We start from the raw sequence: 19,502 nt of genomic DNA on the forward strand, positions 1-19,502 counted from the left end.
TAGGGGAGCATATCACATATGATTGTTTGGGTTTTTATTCACTTTAAAAAGATAGTTTTTAGTTATCATCTACAAACTGATTCACTCCGTTTTTCCCTGGGCTATAATTATTTTCGAAAAAATTGAAGTGGAGCGGAGATAAGGACACTCCACTCCTACAATAAGAATAGACGCTCTTAAACCTCGACGGCACGCTCTTACGAATAGATGTCAGCAAGGCATTTATTTAAATTTATTGATTCGTCTTTACCTTCTTATTTAGTTGTTTGTCAGCCTTATTATTAACAAACTAAAAAACACTAATCCTCATCTTTAATGTCTAAATCCTCAGGAATTGGCTCACTTAATACTTCTTCTACAAACGTTTTATATTTTTCCACTTGCTTAAAATGCGTATTAAATTGCTCCTTGTTAATAAGATAATCCGTCCCATCATAAATAGCCCTAATCTGATTTTGTAAAATAAGGTTTTTCACTTTCATTTCTGAAATCGACAGCAATTCTGCGGTTTCTTGCACGGATAAATACATAAAAACACCTCTTTCATCTATTTGCTATTCATCTTTACACTGACTCCATTTAAACTTAACTCTGTCTTTATACTGCCTTCATCAATAAACGGTATAGTTACCATATCAGCACCATCAAAAGGAGGATGAATAAATGAATTTCGTTCTAAACAGCTTATTTTTAGTTATGATCTTTTGTTGTTTCTCTTTCATATTTTATCAGTCTTTCTTTGCTAAAACTAGAAAGGAAAATGCCCCCATTTTACCAACTATTAAATTAGAAAATGATTCTTGTAAATCAAAAAATACAGGAGCCTTCTCTAAAGATATTAAATTATCTGCAGAATAGTCACATAAATCAACCACCCTATTTCACTTATCATTTCTATTTATCTCAAAGATCCCACGAAAAGAAAAGGATCATCCTTTCTTTTAACTTAAAAGCGGATGATCTTATTTTTCAAAATTCTATCCTGTTTTTTCTTCTTCAAACATATAAAGCCACTCTTCCAAAGCAAGATTATTCATCGGTTTAGCATAATAATATCCTTGGATAATCGGCCATTTATTTATGGTAGATAAATATTCAATCTGCTCTTCTCTTTCTACCCCTTCTATCACAATGCATAAATGCAAAGAACTTGCCAAGGCAATAATAGCTTTAATAATTTCTCCATCTTTTTGCGATTCTGGAACTTCATCAATAAAGGATTTATCTATTTTCAATGTATTGACTGGAATTCTTTTTAAATAGGACAAAGATGATACCCCAGTACCAAAATCGTCAAGAGCAACAGAAAAACCTGCATTTCTATAAGCTTGCACGGATTGAATTGCTCCTTCCATATTACCGACGGCGCTTGTTTCAGTAATCTCTAACTCGATTAATGATGGACTTAGCTTATATTTCTCTACATACGCTTTTAAGTTTCTCATTAGTCGTCGAGAAGTAACATAAGGACCAGGAATATTAAATGCCACAGATAGGCTTCTATCTTGATTTTGCCATCTGGCCATTTGCTTGCAGATCTCTTCCATAATCCAGTCAGTAACTTCCCACATTTTGTCAGACGCTTCTAAAATAGGAATAAAAACTCCTGGAGAAATCTCCCCATATCTAGGATGCTTCCATCTTAATAAAGCTTCCACTCCTGCTACTTCCTTTGAGTTTAAATTTACTTTAGGCTGATACACTAAGTATAATTGTTTTTTTATGAGGGCATCTTCTATCTCACTCACAAGATGATTAGCAAATGTTCGCTTATGTTTACCTGAATCATACTTTATTATTTCATTTTCATAGCGAAGCGAATAATGAGTTAAAACTGCTTCAGCATTTAAATATATTTGTTTGGCAGAAACCTTTTTCTCATTAACAGACAATGCAATAGCTGTCTCTATCTTGATCATTTGATCATCAATTATTACAGGACTAGATATTATGGCTGTTAGACGATTAAGTTCTAAAATTAATTTCTCTAGATCCTCATTTGTCCTACTTAAGAACGCAAAACGATTTCCTTCTATTCGGAACAATTCTATATTATGGCCTACTAGCTTCCTACACACTTCTTCTATATAAATAATGATTTTATCACCAAAATAGTAGCCATACTTACTATTCCATTTATTTATATTATGAATATGAAGAATTGCTATCCCACTTAAATAAGTAGCAGAGCCTATCACTTTTTCAAACTGCCTGCGATTGGGGCGCTTCGTTAATGCATCAAAATGATTTAACCGATAGTCGACATAGCGATCCAGCAAGCTAGATAAAAAAGAAAATAAAAAAAGAATAGCCATACCAATTGATATACCGAGAATGATTGATTTTATACTAAGATGATTTGCGTGGGAATGAATAAGTTCTCTTTCTGAATCCACATAATACCTGACAGCATGCATTCCAGTATAATGCATACTTGATATCGTAATTCCCATCAAAAGAGAGGTAATACATTTCACAATAAAGTTATTCATATATGGCTGTAACTTTAGAAAAATAAATAAGGAAGCAAAAGAAGCAAGCACGGCAATAACAACAGATAAAGTAAAATAGCCAAAATGATAGGCATAATTAGCCTCTATAACCATTGCTCTCATTCCAATATAGTGCATAGCACTAATACCAATCCCCATAAATATCCCCGCGAATACAATTAATCTACTAGAATTTCTAGCTTTGCTTGATAGGCTGAAAGCCAAAAAAGCAGCTAGAATAGCTGGTACTATTGAAAGTATCGTTAATGGAATATTATATTTCATATTTACTGGGAGCATAGAGGCGCTCATCCCAATAAAATGCATAGACCAAATTCCGAACCCCATGGTAATAGATGCTAATCCTAACCAAATATATCGATGAAAAAAACTATTATAAACAATCCGCTCATTCATGGAAAGCGCCGTATAAGATGCTAAACATGCGATTAAGATCGATAATAGAATAATAGGAATAGAATATTCCACTTGTAAATAAGTTACTGAATCAGCATTAGGCAATGTAAAAATAGTAATTTCCCCTCTAAAAATATTCTAATAAGCGATTTCTCTTGATTATCTCTTTTTCGCTTTCGATTAACGCATGTTATTCAAAACTTTTTACCTAAGACTTTCTACTTGTATAAATTGAATATAAAGGAAAAATTCACTTTAGACAATCCTTTCATTAATGGTATTATCTCCCAAAAAAAATTAAAATAAATTAAATCCCGTTAAATCTTTAAAGATTTAACGGGCAAGAAACAATGCCTAATAAAGAGATTGATAAATGATAAACGTATCCTTTTCTGTCCTATTCCCGACTTTCACCTCTCCTTTCTTTTTGAATAATGCATGGTTATCCATAAAAAATCGATATTCATCTGAAGGAAAATAGAGAATAATGTTGACCTTGCGACTATTTTGTTCCAGTGAGTACACGATATTACTAATAATTTTTTGAAAGATAGGCAAGGAAAAAGGATTAAAAAAATAGAAATAATTATCTTCTGGCTGTACCAAAAAATCCTCTGCTCTTCCTAAATAAAAATGTATCTTTTCTTTCTTTTTCTTTCTGCTTTTTGCGTATTGTTCTAAATTAAGAAGCGCTTGATAATAAAAGTCTTCATTGATTTCAACTCCCTTTACAGTCGACTGAAATACATAATGAATATAAAAGTTTAAACGCCCTTTTCCACATCCAAAATCAACTACATAATCTGTCTCACGAAGCGGAAATTCGCGAAATAATTGCTCCAAATGCTCATATGGAGTTGGTTCATATCGATGATAATGATAGGACTTATGGAATCCTACTTGTATTTCTTCTGTTTCAATATGTAATAATTTATCGTAGTTCAAAGCATTCACCTTTCATCTAGTTTCCTAATACCTAAAAAATCCCAAATATACATTTTCACTCTATCTTATTTCCATCTCACGGTATTCATTAGGTGAAACACCTATGATTTTTTTAAATACTTTGCGAAAATATTTATCATCTTGGTATCCAATCATATTAGCAATATCATAAACTTTCAAATTACTGCTTTTCAATAATTCTTGAGCTTTTTTCATTCGGATGGTAACTAAATACTCTGAAATATTGACATGATACTCTTGTTTGAATTTTCTTGAAATATATTCTCTACTGATGTAAAAGTGCTCCGATATTTCTTGAAGCTTAATCTCCCGATGAAAATTTGCTTTTATGTACTTTTCAATTTCGTGAATAACATTTTGCGATCTTCGGGCATTTTGTCTTTTTACTCGTCGAAGAAACAATGCTATTTCTTTTTTCTTCCTTGCTTTATATGCTTCCAACTGAAAAATACCCTCTTTGTCCATAAATGAATAAATACGCTCCTCAATATTGGAGGGAATTCTTATCGGGAGATTGAACTCCTTAAACCATCTTGTACTTATCATTAAATATTCATGCTCCAAATGCAAAAGCTGGCTTAATGATAATGGTGGATTATTCATCATATCTTTTTGGATCTGCCCAATAAGTGATTGAAAAGCATGTAATTCTCCCGTTTGAATGGCCATTTTTATCGAGCTTGAATAACCCATTAAGCTTTTTATCTCATATTCTTTTTTCTCTGTCATTATTTTTCCTTGTTGATTCCCCAAAACATCTCGATTCATCATAATAGACTTAGCATACTGATAAGAAAGATTCAACTGGTTAACGGAAGTAACTTCTAATCCCATTGATAAAGTACAAGAGATTCCTAATAACTTTAGGATAGTAGTATGTACTTCTCTCATGATGACAACCGCTTCCTCTTTCCTTCTTAAGAGAAGAAGGACAATTTCTCCTCTTCCGGTTACATAATGAAAGGCAATTCCCTTATTATTGCTTCTAAGCTCCTCATTTATTACATTCAAGAGTGTAAAAAGAGTGAGATCTTTATCCCATTTAAATTCTTCCACGATTCCATTACTTACTTGTAAGAGTCCGATTGTATAGGCCTGTGCTTTGGTTAAAAGAAATTCCTCCAAGACATGTTTATCGAATGGATCATTATTTAACATCTGTGTTAATTGGTGATCACGATACGCTGGCTTCATTTTATTAATAAGTTGTGTTCTATTAAGCTTCCTTTTCCTTTCCTCTTCCTCTTGTTTCCACTCGTTCACTACCCTCCTTAATGTATCATTCAGCATTTCAGGGTTAATAGGCTTCAATAAATAGTCTGAGCTTCCGTAATGCATTGCCTTCCTCATGTAATGATAATCATCATAACCTGTAACTACTATCGTCTTCCCATGAGCGTAATGCTCATCCATCCATTTTAAAAGCTGAGTACCGTCGACCTTTGGCATTTTCATATCAGAAAAAATAATTTCGGGATTTGCCGCTTCTATTATTTGAATAGCATCTTCTCCATTACTTGCTTCGTAAATGTCTGTAATTTCATTTCCTGACCAATCAGCAAGAAGCTTAATTCCTTCACGAACATGCCTTTCATCATCAACGATTAGTGCCTTCATCTTCATTCACTCCTTCATGTGAAATTATTGGGATACGAATCATTACGGTAAACTCTTTCTTTTCGATACTGTCGATTACAAAGCTTGCTTGTCCCTCATAGTAAAGTTGCAAACGATCGTAAATATTATTTAATCCGATTGATTCTCTTTCTTTATCCTCCTTTCTTCGTTCCTCATAATATAATTTTTTATGAATCGTCTGTAGTCTTTCACTGCTTACTCCTATCCCATTATCCTCGACAATAATTACTAAATCATCATCCTCTGTATAAGCACGGATTGTAATTCTTGCGCCCTCCATTTTATTACTAAAACCATGTTTAAAGCAGTTTTCAATAATTGGCTGTAGCAGCATTTTCGGAACAACAATTTCATGTGTGCTCGGTTCGATTATTAATATTATATTTAGCTCATCCTCAAACCTCTGTTTTTGAAGAGACAGATAGGATTGTGTATGTTTTAATTCTTTCGATAGCGGCACCATAGCTTCTCTCATATCCATACTGTATCGCATCATATCCGAGAGAGAAGTCAATAATGTATAAACAGGAACTGCATTCATTTTTAGAGCAAGTGTGCCTATGGACTGAAAACTATTGTATAGAAAATGGGGATTTATTTGTGATTGCAATACCTTTAATTGAGCTGACTTATTCTCAATTTGCAGTTTATATTCTTTGTCTATTAATCTATTGATTTGTAATACCATCGATTTGAAACGCCTACCAAGCATTCCGATTTCATCATTTCCTCCCGCCTCAAAGTTTGCCACAAAAATCCCCTTCTCTACCTTTTTCATATTTTCCATTAAAACTTTAATTGGAGCAGTAATCTTAAAGGAAATAATCATTGTTATGACTAATACAATAATTAAAGCCACTAAGGCAATCATCGTATTCATAAATGCCGTTGCCCTCGCACCTTGATAAAGACTAGAGTAAGGGATACTTTTTACCATATACCAATTATTATCCTGAACAGCAATATTTTCATAAAAAATAACCCCTGAAAAATCTTTACTTTCCCACTTTATGTTATTTTGTTGGGGATTTGTTTGAACTTTATAAAACCATTTATCCTTTGTTTTTTTGCCGATTACAGCTTTATTGGAAGAGTAAATTACAGTTCCATTTTCATTTATAATGGAAATACCTTCCTTATCTTTATATAGCCTATTCACAATCCCATCTATTTTTGAAAGATTTATATCAATAGACATAAATCCCAAAATATCATTAGATGGCACATTTCTAATCTTATTATGAAGGGATAGAACAGTTGATTTCTCAGAGTTAGGAATAATCGATAAGCCATTATAACTGTATATCGTATGTGGTGGTTCGATAAGCGAATAATTTGTTTCACTTTCCTCTAATCTCCGATAATATGGATGAAAATAGATATTTTTATTTTCACCTCTCCCACTTATGCGCGAGTGATAATTTGTAACAGAATCTCTCCCTTTATTAATATATAAATGCATTTGCTCTATTTCTGAACGAGAATTGTACACATATGCCAGCACTCGACGTACCTCTTCCATATTCTCCTTGTTATTCTCTCCCACTCCCTGTGTTAGTACATTCATGAAAGGAGTATAACGATATAATACGGTAGACATTAAAGCAATATCCTCTAAGTACGTACCTAACTCTTCCTTTCCCTTCTTCATTAACTCTGTATTGTATGCAACTGATTCCTTGTTAACATGATGAATGGTTTGAAAATAGGTAAGGACGATACTGCTTCCAAAAGGAAGAATAGTAGCAAGAAGCAAGAAAATCATTAATTTTTTTCGAATACCCCATTTCATTTTCGGTCGAGAAGCCTTAAATAAACTCCGTTTTTTTGATATACGCCTAAAGTGGACATTATTCTAATCTCTCTCTCCTCCTCTCCAAACCATTCCTTATAAAAATAATACATAAGGAGTGGTCAATATATTACACCTTCCTTGTCAATGTAAGCGGTTACCCAAAAGGTATAACCATTATATTATAAAAATAGGAGGTGCAGAAAGTGAATAATCCAAATAATATAGAAAAAATAGAAACTCCCCCTGTACACCAGTCAAGTGTAACGAGAAAAAAACCACTCTCTACAAAAAAGAAGAAGAACTGGAAGGAAGCAGGTTTATTTTCTCTATTTGTAGGTCCTGTTTTTATTGCATTTACAATTGTGGTGCTTGTTCCATTTTTTTCTGGCATCTATTATTCCTTTACCGATTGGAATGGCATAACTGGAGAGATTAAGTGGGTTGGATTGGATAATTTTAAGTATATCTTCACAGACGATAAACAGTTTCTCCAATCTTTTAAGCTGACTGCTGTTTACACTGTTGTAGCGATTATTTTGACAAACGCCATTGGTTTTAGCCTAGCACTGCTTGTTACTCAAAAACTAAAATCTAGCAATCTATTACGTACTGTATTTTTTATGCCTAATCTACTCGGCGGCCTCTTACTCGGCTTTATCTGGCAATTTATCTTTATTAGAGGATTCGCTTCTATTGGAGAACTTACAGGGATACCACTATTTGAGTTAGCATGGTTAGGAGATAAAAATACCGCCTTTTGGGGAATTGTAATTGTCAGCGTATGGCAAGGAGCAGGATATATTATGCTCATTTATATAGCTGCATTGCAAAACATACCAAAAGAACTAATTGAAGCAGCAAAAATGGATGGAGCAAACCGCTTTCAAGTGCTGCGAAATATTAAAGTTCCACTTGTTGCTCCTGCTGTGACAATATGCTTATTCTTAACAACTGCATCTTCCTTTAAAATATTCGACGCCAACCTTTCGTTAACAAATGGAGGTCCTTTTAAATCAACGGAAATGCTGGCTCTTAATATTTATACCGAAGCCTTTGTTAACAATCGCTACGGAATTGGGGAAGCCAAAGCACTTATCTTCTTTATTGTTGTAGCAGCCATCTCCATTTTACAGGTTACTCTTACTAAGAGAAAAGAGGTGGAATCTTGATGGAAAACAGGTATACTAGCAAAACTTTCTTAATGGAACTGCTTGGTATTATACTAGGCTTATTATTCTTGATTCCCTTTTATTATGTGATTTCTAATTCACTCAAGCCTTTTTCAGAAATACTAACAAATACCTCTTCCTTACCAAGTACGTTTGAATTTGGAAACTATCTAAATGCTTTTGAAAAGTTAAATTTCCTAAAGGTTTTTAGCAACTCTCTTCTTATAACGATAGCTAGCAATATTGTATTAGTCGTATTCTGTTCGATGGCTGCTTATATGCTGGTCCGGACGAAAAAGAAAATTAGCACGATTATTTTCATGGCCTTTGTTGCTGCCATGATTATCCCTTTCCAATCTATTATGATTCCACTTATTAAAACAGCCTCAAGTTTACACTTACTTAATAGTATTTGGGGTCTAGTATTTATGTATTTAGGCTTTGGGTCTGGGATGACTATCTTTTTATATCATGGTTTTATTAAAGGAATTCCAGTTGAACTAGAAGAAGCTGCTATTATGGATGGCTGCTCTCGTTTTGGGGTGTTCTGGAGAATTGTTTTTCCATTATTAAAACCAATTACCGTAACAATCATCATCTTAAATAGTCTTTGGATATGGAATGACTACTTATTACCATCACTTGTCTTACAAAATCCAGAACTGCGGACAATACCACTTGCTACTTTCTTCTTCTTTGGCCAATACACAAAGCAATGGGATCTCGCTCTAGCAGCACTAATGATAGGAATTGTCCCACTGTTAATCTTCTTCTTTTCGATGCAAAAGCATATTATACAAGGGATTACTAGTGGATCTATTAAATAGGGAGCTAAGAGGCTGTGTTCACAAAGCCACCTCTTCCATATAAATAAGCTATTTCTATAAACAGGAGGAAATCAAATGAAATTTAACAAAATGAAAAGGTATTCCTTATTAACTGGTATCTTATCTGCTTCTCTGCTCTTTGCAAGTGCTTGTTCAAATGAGGGTGCCTCAAGTAACACCTCTTCAAGCAAAGGAGAAAAAGTAGTGGTGGACTTGTTTAACGGAAAAGTAGAAATTGCGGATCAATTAAAAGCATTGACAGATCAATACTCAAAAGAACATCCAGATGTAACCTTTAATATTGAAACAGTCGGTGGAGGAGCAGATGGAACGGCTGCTTTAAAAGCAAAATTCGCCTCCAATACAGCTCCTGATATTTTTGGAAATGGTGGATATCAAGAAGCCTTAACTTGGCTGGATAAATTAGAGGATTTGTCAGATCAACCATGGGTAAAGGACGCATATGAAAGTGCCTTAGTTCCCATGACAGTAGATGGAAAAATTTATGGCCAGCCAGTTAACCTGGAGGGATATGGATTTGCCTATAATAAAGCATTATTTAAAAAGGCAGGTATTACGGAAATACCAACAACATTTTCTGAACTAGAAGCAGCTGCTAAAAAGTTAAAAGCTGCTGGAATTACACCTTTTTCGATTGGTTATGGTGAATGGTGGGTTTTAGCTAACCATGGACTAAATGTTCCTTTTGCTTATCAAGAAGATGCCGACGCCTTTATTAAAGGATTAAATGACGGATCGGCAAAAATCGAAGGGAATGAGCATTTTGACAAATACTTTAATTTACTGGATTTAACCATTGATTATGGTAATAAGAATCCATTAACAACAGACTATAATACCCAAGTAACTCTTTTTGCAACAGGTGAAGCTGCGATGATCCAGCAAGGAAACTGGATTCAGCCGATGATTGATAAAATTTCTCCTAACTTGGAGGTAGGCTTTATCCCAATGCCATTAAGTGATGAGAAGGAAAAATCGGATAAGCTAATGGTGGATGTGCCTACAAACTGGGTTGTTCATAAGGATGCTCCTGAAAAAGATAAAGAAGCAGCATTAGATTTCTTAAACTGGATGGTTACTTCCGATTTCGCAAAAGAATCTATTGTAAAGGACTTCAAATATGTTCCAGCATTTGAAACAATCACTGCCACAGCTGAAGATATCGGTCCCTTAGGCGCAGAGATTCAAAAATACTCACAGGAAGGCAGAACATATACATGGCAATTTACGAAATATCCTGATGGTGCTGGACAGGAGTTTGGTGCTAGTCTTCAAGCATATGTAGGAAGTCAAAAATCACGCGAGGAAACAATGAAAGCATTGGACGATACTTGGGCTAAACTAAAAAAATAGTAGATGCACAATATGAGATACTAGCTAATATTCATACATTTATCTTATCTTAACAATTTATTTAAGATTTATTGATAGTTTTGTCATATATTATTCATAATATATGGGTATGATATAGCTATAGTCATTAAATTTCTTTTTCAAGTCCCCCCTTGAAAATAGATAGTATGAAGGAGTGCCAAATAAAAGGCATTCCTCTTTTTTTCGCAAAAAAAAAAGACTCTTCACACCTGAGAGTCTATATAATAAGAAGAATAGTATTAAATTAATTCAAGATTTTTATTTTGACTGTTTTCCGTCCCCAAGCCTTTGCTTTGCTAGTTGATGGCATTAACACGTCTATTTTATGTCCTTTAATTGCTCCGCCTGTGTCTCCTGCCACAGCTTCTCCATAACCTTCTACCCAAACTTTAGAACCTAATGGAATGACTGCTGGATCTACTGCAATTAATTTCATATTCTTATTCTTTTTAATATTATATCCAAGTGCCGTAAAATCAGATTTTGTATCTTGATGACTATAAGCAGTTGAGGTTACATAAATAACATCTTTACTGCTTGAAGACTTACTAGAAGGTGATTTGCTCGTAGTAGGTTTTGAGTTAGTCGATGCCCTAGCAGCTTTTTTAGCTGGACTATTTACCTTTACGACATTCTTCTTCGCTTCTTCTTGCTCTTTCTTCAATGCGGACTCTGCTGCATTTATTTGATCAAGTACTGCTTTTTTCTGGTTCTCAGCTAATTCTACTTCTTTAGAAACAGAAGCATATTTTTTCTGTACAGCCGTTACTGCCTCTTGTCTTTGAGCAACATTTTGCTGCAGTTCATTTTGAGTAGCCGCTAATTCATCATATTGTCCTGTTAATTCTTCTTCTTGCTGATCAATTGCTGCCTTTTCTTCTTCAATTTTCTGAAGATCTGCTTGCTGCTGCTCTAATATATCTTTATCACCATCAAAAATCATCGAAATAGCTGTTGCTCTACTAATAAAGTCAGCGAAGTCCTTTGAATTAAACAGCACTTCTAAAACAACATTTGTTTGGTCTGTATTCTGCAAGGAAACGAGACGATCTTTCATCACGTCTTTACGTGCCAATACTTTATCTTCTAGAACAACAATTTCTTCTTTCTTTTTCTCTATTTGTTGTTGCGTTTCTTCAATTTTCGCCTGCAGATTTGCTATTTTATCTTTATTTTGCTGCATTACTGTTTCAATAGATTTTAAATCCTCTTGAACAGCTTCCAACTCTTTTAAAGTTTTTTGCTTTTCTGCTTCTTTTTCATTAATCAATTGCTGATTTTGATCCAACTGATTTTTCGCCTTGTTCAGTGTTTCTTGACTCGTTTCTGCTTGTACCATAATCGCTGATGTCAAAAAGATGACACTACTTAACGAAATGGCCATTAGTTTTTTTAAGGAACGCATCTAAAAACCCCTTTCTCTATTGTTATAACACATGAAAGAGGCTTCTAAATTACAATTCTATTAAAATAATAAGTCAATCCTTTTAAAATTAGTTTACAAGCCAGCTATTAAATATCGCATATTTTCTAGCATTCTGTAAGTCTAGAAGGGAAAATGACCCTTTGTTACCTTTGTAATAATTCTGTTAATTATTAATATTTACCCTTTTCGAAATTGAATTATATATCCTGTTTGAGCTTTATCATATCCATACACTGAATTCCATTTTCATAGATTTCCTCTTCATAGTGCTGGAGAAAAAAATCTTTCTCAATTCGATCGATTCGAAACCCGCATTTTTGATAGAGAGCAAGTTGTGAAATACTGCTATTCCCAGTCCCTACTTCTATTCTGTTATATCCTAATTTTCTCGCCTCTTCAATCGCGTGCATAACTAACCTTTTCCCTAAGCCTATTCCTTGATAGCTTTCGCCCACAGCAAGATTGATTAATTCTATTGTTTCTTCTTCCATTGGTAATAAAACATAGACACCGATAGTTTGATCCCTATCTTCCGCAATATAGCAAATGCCCTTTTTAAGATATTCTCTGATTAAATGTTCAGATGGGTCTGCTAATAATAATAAATCAAAAGGGGGAGTTTCTCCTTCTCTAAGCTTACGAATCTTCATCAATCGTTCATCCTTTCTATAGACAATGCATCATTTTTTCCGCTTCTTGCCAAGGAACCGTATATCCTGCGCCTTTCGCACAGAAAATAGATGAGGATGTATATGCTGGATCAGCATTTTTATCATAGTCTAGTCCAGCAATCACTTCTTTTTCATTATGACAAGGGTAATAACCCGCAAAGGTAAAGGAAAGCTGACCTTTTCCTTGTGTAAAAGAGGCTAAGATTGTGCTGTATTCCATAAATGTGGCAACGGGAGCCTTGCCGGTAATAATTGCTTTATTATCTATTGTTTCGGGCGTATCAAATGCTCCATGGGCCATTTGAATATCAGCCAGCACTCTGCCCATTTGTTCGATAGCTACTTTTATTTTGAAAGCATAATAAGGCTCTAATAACCGGTTCTGTACTTTTTCTAGTCCTTGGCGCAATGCTCGAAAAGTAGCTTCCCGAAAATCACCGCCGTGTGTATGTTTATTATGGGCTCTCCCTGTTAATAATGTCACTTTTATATCTGTTAAGGGGGAACCAGTCAAAATCCCATGATGATCTCGCTCAAAAAGATGCTGGCAGATGAGATGTTGATTTGCTATAGATAAGTCATCTGTATGGCATCTACTCTCAAATGTAATACCTGTATTTCTTTTTCCTGGCTCTATACGGAGATGTACCTCCGCATAATGACGTAATGGTTCAAAGTGTCCATATCCGACAGTAGCTGTTTCGATTGTTTCTTTATACAAAATTTCCGGTTGACCAAAGTGCACATTTAAAGAAAATCTTTCTAATACTAGCTCCTGAAGAACCTCTAATTGTATTTTCCCCATCACATGCAAGTGAATATCTTGCTGTTTCTCCTCCCATGTTATCTGAAGAGATGGATCCTCTGCTTCTAATATCCGAAAAAGCTTTAGTACCTCTTTTTTATTTACTCCGTCTTCAACTACCACTTTTGAACGAAGCGTTGGTACCAATTCATATACTGCTTTTTCAAGCATTGCTCCGACTCCATCTCCCACAATTGCCTCTGTAAGACCTGTTACAGCAAAAATTTCTCCGGCACCGACTTCATTTACTTGTTGAAATTGTTTTCCATTATATTTACGAATTTGCGTAATTTTCTCTACCATTCCATCTCCATATGGAAGTTCATCTCTGACATGCAGAGTACCACTTATTGCTTTTAGAAAAGTAATTCTTGTTCCACCTTGCTCGTAGCGAATTTTAAATACTCTTCCTGCAAAAGGTTGATCCTTCCTATATATTGTTTTTGTTAATTGATGAAACTGATCGAAAAATTCCTTTATCCCAATATCCTGAAGTGCTGAACCATATCCACAAGGAAAGAGCCGCGACGAAATAATCATTTCTTGGATTTTTTCCATCCACAATATCGGTTGATAGCCATTATCCATATAGTAATCCAAGAGCTCTTCATCCCGCTCTGCAATAAATTCTATTTGCTCTTCCGACATACTGCTATTATCTAAAGAGGAAATATCATATACATCTGTCGTAAATTGGGAACGAATTTCTTCCAGAACACGCGCTGCATCCGCTCCTGTCCGATCTGTTTTATTAATAAAGAAAAATGTAGGAATCTGATGCTTCCTTAATAGATTCCACACCGTTTCGGTATGCCCTTCAATCCCTTCTACCGCACTAATAATCACAATAGCAAAGTCCATTACTTGAATCGCTCTTTCCATTTCTGGAGAAAAATCAATATGTCCAGGAGTATCAATTAAATAATAAGTAGAATCTCCATGTTCAATGATTCCTTGGTCTGCAAAAACCGTAATCCCTCGTTGCTTTTCAATTATATGACTATCTAAAAAGGAATTTTTATGATCTACACGGCCTCGTTTAGTTATACTATTTGTATGATATAGAAGCTGCTCTGAAAAAGTAGTTTTTCCCGCATCAACATGTGCTAATATTCCAATTGTCTTGTTCATTTTGAAAGCGACTCCTGCTTTTTTAGTTTATACCTTTCATTATAGCTGAAATGGCCATAAGGATGGTATAACTACCAGAAAAATCAATTGTAGATCAGCCTCTTTTACTTCTCCAAACAAAGAATGTATCTACTATACAAGCCAGTAAAATTCCTGCTGAATAGCGTATTAAATCCATTAATAGGAAGCCCTTTCCTAGAATTAACGCTCCAATTGTTGTATCTCGAAGCTGATTAAGCCAATCCGCTTGATATAATTGACTGCCTTCGATTCCAAAACTGAATAGTATGCTCAGTATTCCTGCAACTAGGAGGCTATTTCTGATAAAAAGAAACCGAAACCCAAAGTAAACCATCATCGCCCAAATCATATCTCCTGCATGAACGCTTATAAAATCAGGAAGATGATTACTAAATTTTCTAGAAGATAGTCCTAATAACAGCATAAGTATGGCTGAAACAAAATAGAATAATCGATACATTTTTTTCACTCACAATTATATTTTATTTAATATAGCTTGATAATCTCTCCCCCTCCTTTCCTATCTGCCCCTAAAAAAAAGAGACCCGATTTACTGATATGGTCTCTAGAATTCAACTAATTTTCTATTTGTTTAACATTTTGTGCCACTTATCCTAAAAATAAATCTAAAATATTAGAACCTTTCGATGCTTGTTTATTATAAAACTCTGAGTACCCGCATTTCTTGCAAAAGACAACCGTAAATGTATTATGCTGGATATCCATTAACTTGGATAAACCCGTTCCTGTCATGGCCACATCTTTTGTTCCTATATCTGTTCCACCGCATTTTACACAGCCTTTGCTTTCCATGTTATTACGCTCCTTTTTTGTTATATCTTTGCTTCTGTTTTAACATCTCCTTTATTATTACGAAGTAATACGATATTTAGTTTCATTTCTCTCAATACAAATAATGATGAATTATTTGTAAAAGTTTATCTAAATTTTCTTCCGAGACATTTTCACTTAATCGTGCCGCTGCCACAATTGGAATCCATTGAAGGATATCTTCTTTCGTTAAGCCTGTCTTGCTGCAATATATATGCAGGTATAAATCTGCTAGATCCTGATGATTTTCCGCATAGAGAAGATAAGTTCTGCATACATCTGCCCGAGAATCTCCTGCTCCTGCATCCACCCAATCGATTATCCAAACACTGCCCTCAGCTTTTACAAGATTGAATAAATGCAAATCCCCATGACAAAGCCTTGTTTCCTGCGGCATTGTTTTTAGTTTGTTTAAAAGAAGGGATTTACTTTCTTCGTCTAGAATCTGAGAGTCCGCTATTTGTCTTCCCCATTTGTAAGATATCGGCTCAAGTGCTATTCCATCATGCTGGTGAATCTGTTGTTGGATATCAATAGACAAGCTCATATAATATTCAGCTTTCTTTTCGTTTTTAAAAAGAAGCTCCCCCAATGTATTTCCTTTTATATATTCCATTATCAAAACTTGTTTGTTCTCTACCATTGTCACATCTAATACTTTTGGAACAGGTAACCCACAAGCGTGAGCAAACCTTTGTTTCCTTGCTTCCATTTCCGCTTCGGCAGGTGGAAGATAATCTTTATACACTTTCATAATCGTTTTATCATTTACATAAATAGTTGCCGTATTTCCGGTCGCAATGGCTTTCCCAAACTTCAACTTACCCACCCCTTTTTAAGATTCTTCCTCTCGCAAAGATATTATTTTGTTGTCATTTCAAGAGGCTTTTCACACAAAAAACGAACGTTATTTTATTACAAAGTAGGAGTATTAGGAAATAACAGATATTTATCTTAATCCCCAGTGATTTCGGTTCCATAGATAGGAGCTTCCTTTTGAAAAAAACACCTAAAATATTCCATGCATTTGAGCTAGTTCAAACTTCCGGATGAAATTCATACTAATTTATAAAATATTTGCTTCCTATAAAATCGCAAGAAATTATTAATAAAATTCACTAAATTTGTTGCAAAATAATACGCTTAGAAAAAATAAGGAAAATAAATAGCTACTGTTAAAATAAGGGATAGAATAATGAAAATAATCTGTCCTAGAATCACAGAATTCACTTTTAAGGTGAATATCTTAACACTTCCTGTTTCCATTCCCGTCCATCCTTTATTGCCTGCGTTTAATAGATTATTTGTTTGATTTATATTTAGACCAAATAACCAGTACACACCAAAGATAAGTACACTCCCTACTAACACTAAATCTGAAAACCTCCATCCTATTAACTTGGACACAACATAAATAAGTGTTGCCTCTATTAATATGGTTATGATGATAACTATTAGCTTTTTCATACAATTCCCCCCTATTTTTTATCTATTCAACTCTCTTAAAGACTTGAGTTATCATAAACAGCTGGAAAATAAATATATGTATACTATTCAAAATTATCACATTAAATATTCATTTTCAATTTTTTTGAAAATTAACCTATTTTTACATAATGAAAACCCACTCTCGTGCTAGAAATGCAAAAAATTGGCTGGCAAGAGTTCGGTTATTACCGATTTATGCCAACCAATTCACTATTTAAAATATATATTGTTTAAGTTATATTAGCCTACTATCCCTGTCTCATCAGCATTCTTCGATTCGAAATCATCAAGCATAGCACGGACATCATCAGACGATTGCGTACTCATCAATTGATTTCTCAATTCACTTGCCCCTCTAAATCCTTTCACATAAATCTTGAAAAAACGGTGAAGGGCTTTAAAAGATCGTGTTTCTAATTCCTGTGAATATTTGTCATGAAGATCCAGATGTAATCGTAATAGATCAAGCAGTTCTTTACTGCTATGCTCTTTCGGTTCTTTTTCAAAGGCAAATGGATTTTTAAAAATACCGCGCCCTATCATAACACCATCCACTCCATATTTCTCAGCCAGCTCCAACCCAGTTTGACGATCAGGAATATCACCGTTAATCGTTAAGAGTGTATTTGGTGCCACACGATCACGAAGTTTTTTGATTTCTGGAATCAATTCCCAATGTGCATCCACTTGACTCATTTCTTTTCTTGTACGCAGATGTATCGAAAGATTCGCGATATCTTGTTCCAAGATATGTGTTAACCAGTCCTGCCATTCCTCTATCTCCGTATAACCAAGTCTTGTCTTAACACTAACAGGCAGCCCGCCTGCTTTTGCTGCTTGCACAATTTCCGCAGCAACCTCTGGACGGAGGATAAGTCCGCTTCCCTTCCCTTTTGCTGCGACATTAGGAACAGGACAGCCCATATTGATATCGATTCCCTTGAAACCAAGCTTGGCCATGCCTATACTCATTTGTCGAAAATATTCAGGCTTGTCTCCCCAAATATGTGCAACCATTGGCTGTTCATCTTCTGTAAAAGTCAAACGTCCACGTACACTCTGTGTTCCCTCGGGATGACAATAACTCTCCGTGTTAGTGAACTCCGTAAAAAACACATCAGGTCTAGCCGCCTCACTGACTACATGACGAAAAACAACATCCGTCACATCTTCCATCGGGGCTAATACAAAAAATGGCCGTGGTAATTCACGCCAAAAATTATCTATCATATAAAACTCAGTTCCTTTCATATAGATCCAAGATTAAACTTCTCGTCTCATAATTAAAACGAAAAATATCCCTTCCTACTTGATCCTTTCGTTTCAACAAGTTATATCATCCGATCACTTAAATCGAAAATTTATCATTTATTAGTAAATCTTTTAAAATTATACCGTCTTCTATATTAAAAGGCTTTAATTCCTCTGTCAAATCAGTATATCTCTTGCCTGTTATAAGTCCCCTCAGTACTGGAAAAAGACTAAAAATATTTTCTTAATCTGATTAGTATTCCCCTTTAAACTAATCAGATAGACAAAATCATTTTTCTTATAAAGGTCTAAAATTTACATCCTTTTCATATTTAAAATAAGAAGGGTTTTTCCAATGCAGTAATTTTTTGAAGCATACATCCATTTCCAAGAAATTCTTTTACCCCTTTCTTAAGATTCTTGATTGGCCCCTCCAGCTAATCTGGTTCATCCGCTTGTAAACAATCATCCTCCCATTTACAAACAACACATATTTCCCAATCATTACGTTCACCTAACATTTTATACTCACAACAAGGACAAGCAACTATTCTTTTTCTTTTGTTTATCAATATATCCATTTCTTACTCCCATAATAATCTACGGTGGATAAGTTTTATTCTTGATAATCAAAACATTTTCTTCTATTCGCTTTCTTTATATCATAAAATATATCAATACGCCTCTGTAGCTATAGAAGGGAAGAGCGCCGGAAAACATTGTTGGTACCGGGTCGCAAGGCAAGGGTTTCAGAAGCACCGAAAAGCAAAAAAGCTGAGGCAGGTGAAATTCCTAGCCGGTGAAAGTCCGTAGGGAAGCGTGTTCCCCCTAGCCTATGCTTACGAAAGGAGTGCGGGTTCGAATCCCGTCAGAGGCATCTTATTTTCTTCCAATGAAACTTTCTACCATCAACCGTGTTACTGGTAAATAATCCAAAGGATGAGGATGTCTGTGAAGCTGAATTAACTAACTTAATTACCAATCTAGTATGCTTTCCCTTTTGCACTCCACAACTCTAGGTACTTGGCTTAAGGTGGTCGCCATACTCGGATTTTCCCTTAGAGCAGCGTATGACATCACTAAGTACCGTAAAAATAAATCTCATGATTCTTAACGGCATTCTTGATGAAAAATCCACTAAAATATACCTATTACCACAATTAATTAAGGTATTAATAC

The 19,502-nt window shown here is 34.8% G+C and carries 18 protein-coding genes; 4 read left to right on the forward strand and 14 right to left on the reverse strand.

Annotated elements, in window-relative coordinates; all coding sequences use genetic code 11:
• Positions 1 to 299: 299 nt before the first annotated feature.
• Positions 300 to 530: an excisionase family DNA-binding protein gene (locus BCI01S_RS19900; RefSeq protein ID WP_047941795.1), complete on the reverse strand. Its 231-nt coding sequence runs from the start codon at positions 528 to 530 to the stop codon at positions 300 to 302.
• A 133-nt stretch (positions 531 to 663) separates the two neighbouring features.
• Here BCI01S_RS19900 and BCI01S_RS19905 point away from each other — a divergent pair, with 133 nt between their 5' ends.
• Entirely contained in the window at positions 664 to 858 is a 195-nt protein-coding gene (locus tag BCI01S_RS19905) for a hypothetical protein (RefSeq protein ID WP_047941796.1), read from the forward strand.
• Between the two features lie 119 nt (positions 859 to 977).
• Here the strand turns inward: BCI01S_RS19905 and BCI01S_RS19910 are convergent, their stop codons facing one another.
• From BCI01S_RS19910 to BCI01S_RS19925, 4 genes are all read right to left on the reverse strand, one after another.
• Entirely contained in the window at positions 978 to 3,014 is a 2,037-nt protein-coding gene (locus BCI01S_RS19910) for a bifunctional diguanylate cyclase/phosphodiesterase (protein WP_053215648.1), read from the reverse strand.
• A gap of 249 nt (positions 3,015 to 3,263) precedes the next feature.
• Positions 3,264 to 3,863, reverse strand: a complete 600-nt coding sequence (locus BCI01S_RS19915) for a class I SAM-dependent methyltransferase (RefSeq protein ID WP_047941798.1) — start codon at positions 3,861 to 3,863, stop codon at positions 3,264 to 3,266.
• Positions 3,864 to 3,914: 51 nt separating this feature from the next.
• Complete coding sequence (locus tag BCI01S_RS19920) at positions 3,915 to 5,492, reverse strand: response regulator (protein WP_061800840.1); 1,578 nt, start codon at positions 5,490 to 5,492, stop codon at positions 3,915 to 3,917.
• Positions 5,473 to 7,278, reverse strand: a complete 1,806-nt coding sequence (locus BCI01S_RS19925; RefSeq protein ID WP_235844544.1) for a sensor histidine kinase — start codon at positions 7,276 to 7,278, stop codon at positions 5,473 to 5,475. Before BCI01S_RS19925 ends, BCI01S_RS19920 begins: the two co-directional genes overlap by 20 nt.
• 260 nt (positions 7,279 to 7,538) lie before the next feature.
• Here BCI01S_RS19925 and BCI01S_RS19930 point away from each other — a divergent pair, with 260 nt between their 5' ends.
• The 3 genes from BCI01S_RS19930 (at position 7,539) to BCI01S_RS19940 (ending at position 10,678) form a co-directional block, all read left to right on the forward strand.
• Entirely contained in the window at positions 7,539 to 8,477 is a 939-nt protein-coding gene (locus tag BCI01S_RS19930) for a carbohydrate ABC transporter permease (protein ID WP_373694333.1), read from the forward strand.
• Positions 8,477 to 9,304 carry a carbohydrate ABC transporter permease gene (locus BCI01S_RS19935; protein WP_047941802.1) on the forward strand — a complete coding sequence of 276 codons (828 nt, stop codon included), beginning with the start codon at positions 8,477 to 8,479 and terminating at the stop codon, positions 9,302 to 9,304. The genes BCI01S_RS19930 and BCI01S_RS19935 overlap by 1 nt, the downstream gene beginning before the upstream one ends.
• Positions 9,305 to 9,379: 75 nt before the next feature.
• Positions 9,380 to 10,678: an ABC transporter substrate-binding protein gene (locus tag BCI01S_RS19940; protein ID WP_061800842.1), complete on the forward strand. Its 1,299-nt coding sequence runs from the start codon at positions 9,380 to 9,382 to the stop codon at positions 10,676 to 10,678.
• A gap of 265 nt (positions 10,679 to 10,943) precedes the next feature.
• On the opposite strand, the gene BCI01S_RS19945 is transcribed toward BCI01S_RS19940, so the two are convergent.
• The 9 genes from BCI01S_RS19945 to BCI01S_RS24950 all read right to left on the reverse strand — a co-directional run bounded on the left by BCI01S_RS19945 (position 10,944) and on the right by BCI01S_RS24950 (position 18,904).
• Positions 10,944 to 12,104 carry a 3D domain-containing protein gene (locus BCI01S_RS19945; protein ID WP_047941804.1) on the reverse strand — a complete coding sequence of 387 codons (1,161 nt, stop codon included), beginning with the start codon at positions 12,102 to 12,104 and terminating at the stop codon, positions 10,944 to 10,946.
• A 218-nt stretch (positions 12,105 to 12,322) separates the two neighbouring features.
• Entirely contained in the window at positions 12,323 to 12,775 is a 453-nt protein-coding gene (locus BCI01S_RS19950) for a GNAT family N-acetyltransferase (protein WP_061800843.1), read from the reverse strand.
• 16 nt (positions 12,776 to 12,791) lie between these two features.
• The gene (locus tag BCI01S_RS19955; protein WP_061800844.1) at positions 12,792 to 14,732 is read right to left on the reverse strand and encodes an elongation factor G; all 1,941 of its coding nucleotides are present in this window, start codon (positions 14,730 to 14,732) and stop codon (positions 12,792 to 12,794) included.
• A 94-nt stretch (positions 14,733 to 14,826) separates the two neighbouring features.
• Positions 14,827 to 15,213, reverse strand: coding sequence for a ribosomal maturation YjgA family protein (locus BCI01S_RS19960; RefSeq protein WP_047941807.1), 387 nt, complete (start codon positions 15,211 to 15,213; stop codon positions 14,827 to 14,829).
• Between the two features lie 149 nt (positions 15,214 to 15,362).
• Positions 15,363 to 15,566: a zinc ribbon domain-containing protein gene (locus BCI01S_RS19965; protein ID WP_047941808.1), complete on the reverse strand. Its 204-nt coding sequence runs from the start codon at positions 15,564 to 15,566 to the stop codon at positions 15,363 to 15,365.
• A gap of 91 nt (positions 15,567 to 15,657) precedes the next feature.
• On the reverse strand, positions 15,658 to 16,404 hold the full coding sequence (locus BCI01S_RS19970; protein ID WP_047941809.1) for a phosphotransferase family protein: 747 nt from the start codon (positions 16,402 to 16,404) through the stop codon (positions 15,658 to 15,660).
• 323 nt (positions 16,405 to 16,727) lie between these two features.
• On the reverse strand, positions 16,728 to 17,051 hold the full coding sequence (locus tag BCI01S_RS19975) for a hypothetical protein (protein WP_047941810.1): 324 nt from the start codon (positions 17,049 to 17,051) through the stop codon (positions 16,728 to 16,730).
• Positions 17,052 to 17,312: 261 nt separating this feature from the next.
• Positions 17,313 to 18,323 carry a tRNA dihydrouridine synthase gene (locus BCI01S_RS19980; protein WP_213087976.1) on the reverse strand — a complete coding sequence of 337 codons (1,011 nt, stop codon included), beginning with the start codon at positions 18,321 to 18,323 and terminating at the stop codon, positions 17,313 to 17,315.
• Between the two features lie 437 nt (positions 18,324 to 18,760).
• The gene (locus tag BCI01S_RS24950; protein ID WP_082810102.1) at positions 18,761 to 18,904 is read right to left on the reverse strand and encodes a CPCC family cysteine-rich protein; all 144 of its coding nucleotides are present in this window, start codon (positions 18,902 to 18,904) and stop codon (positions 18,761 to 18,763) included.
• Between the last annotated feature and the right edge of the window lie 598 nt (positions 18,905 to 19,502).

Source organism: Niallia circulans NBRC 13626, from assembly GCF_001591585.1.
GTDB classification, from domain to species: domain Bacteria; phylum Bacillota; class Bacilli; order Bacillales; family Cytobacillaceae; genus Niallia; species Niallia circulans.

Excerpts from the sequence above, each read along its gene's own strand:
- BCI01S_RS19975 (WP_047941810.1), bottom strand. The coding sequence starts at position 17,051 with ATGAAAAAGCTAATAGTTATCATCATAACCATATTAATAGAGGCAACA.
- BCI01S_RS19980 (WP_213087976.1), bottom strand. The coding sequence starts at position 18,323 with ATGAAAGGAACTGAGTTTTATATGATAGATAATTTTTGGCGTGAATTA.
- BCI01S_RS19955 (WP_061800844.1), bottom strand. The coding sequence starts at position 14,732 with ATGAACAAGACAATTGGAATATTAGCACATGTTGATGCGGGAAAAACT.
- BCI01S_RS19935 (WP_047941802.1), top strand. The coding sequence starts at position 8,477 with ATGGAAAACAGGTATACTAGCAAAACTTTCTTAATGGAACTGCTTGGT.
- BCI01S_RS19965 (WP_047941808.1), bottom strand. The coding sequence starts at position 15,566 with ATGGAAAGCAAAGGCTGTGTAAAATGCGGTGGAACAGATATAGGAACA.
- BCI01S_RS19960 (WP_047941807.1), bottom strand. The coding sequence starts at position 15,213 with ATGTATCGATTATTCTATTTTGTTTCAGCCATACTTATGCTGTTATTA.
- BCI01S_RS19945 (WP_047941804.1), bottom strand. The coding sequence starts at position 12,104 with ATGCGTTCCTTAAAAAAACTAATGGCCATTTCGTTAAGTAGTGTCATC.
- BCI01S_RS19925 (WP_235844544.1), bottom strand. The coding sequence starts at position 7,278 with ATGATTTTCTTGCTTCTTGCTACTATTCTTCCTTTTGGAAGCAGTATC.
- BCI01S_RS19900 (WP_047941795.1), bottom strand. The coding sequence starts at position 530 with ATGTATTTATCCGTGCAAGAAACCGCAGAATTGCTGTCGATTTCAGAA.
- BCI01S_RS19905 (WP_047941796.1), top strand. The coding sequence starts at position 664 with ATGAATTTCGTTCTAAACAGCTTATTTTTAGTTATGATCTTTTGTTGT.
- BCI01S_RS19940 (WP_061800842.1), top strand. The coding sequence starts at position 9,380 with ATGAAATTTAACAAAATGAAAAGGTATTCCTTATTAACTGGTATCTTA.
- BCI01S_RS19950 (WP_061800843.1), bottom strand. The coding sequence starts at position 12,775 with ATGAAGATTCGTAAGCTTAGAGAAGGAGAAACTCCCCCTTTTGATTTA.
- BCI01S_RS19920 (WP_061800840.1), bottom strand. The coding sequence starts at position 5,492 with ATGAAGGCACTAATCGTTGATGATGAAAGGCATGTTCGTGAAGGAATT.
- BCI01S_RS24950 (WP_082810102.1), bottom strand. The coding sequence starts at position 18,904 with ATGGATATATTGATAAACAAAAGAAAAAGAATAGTTGCTTGTCCTTGT.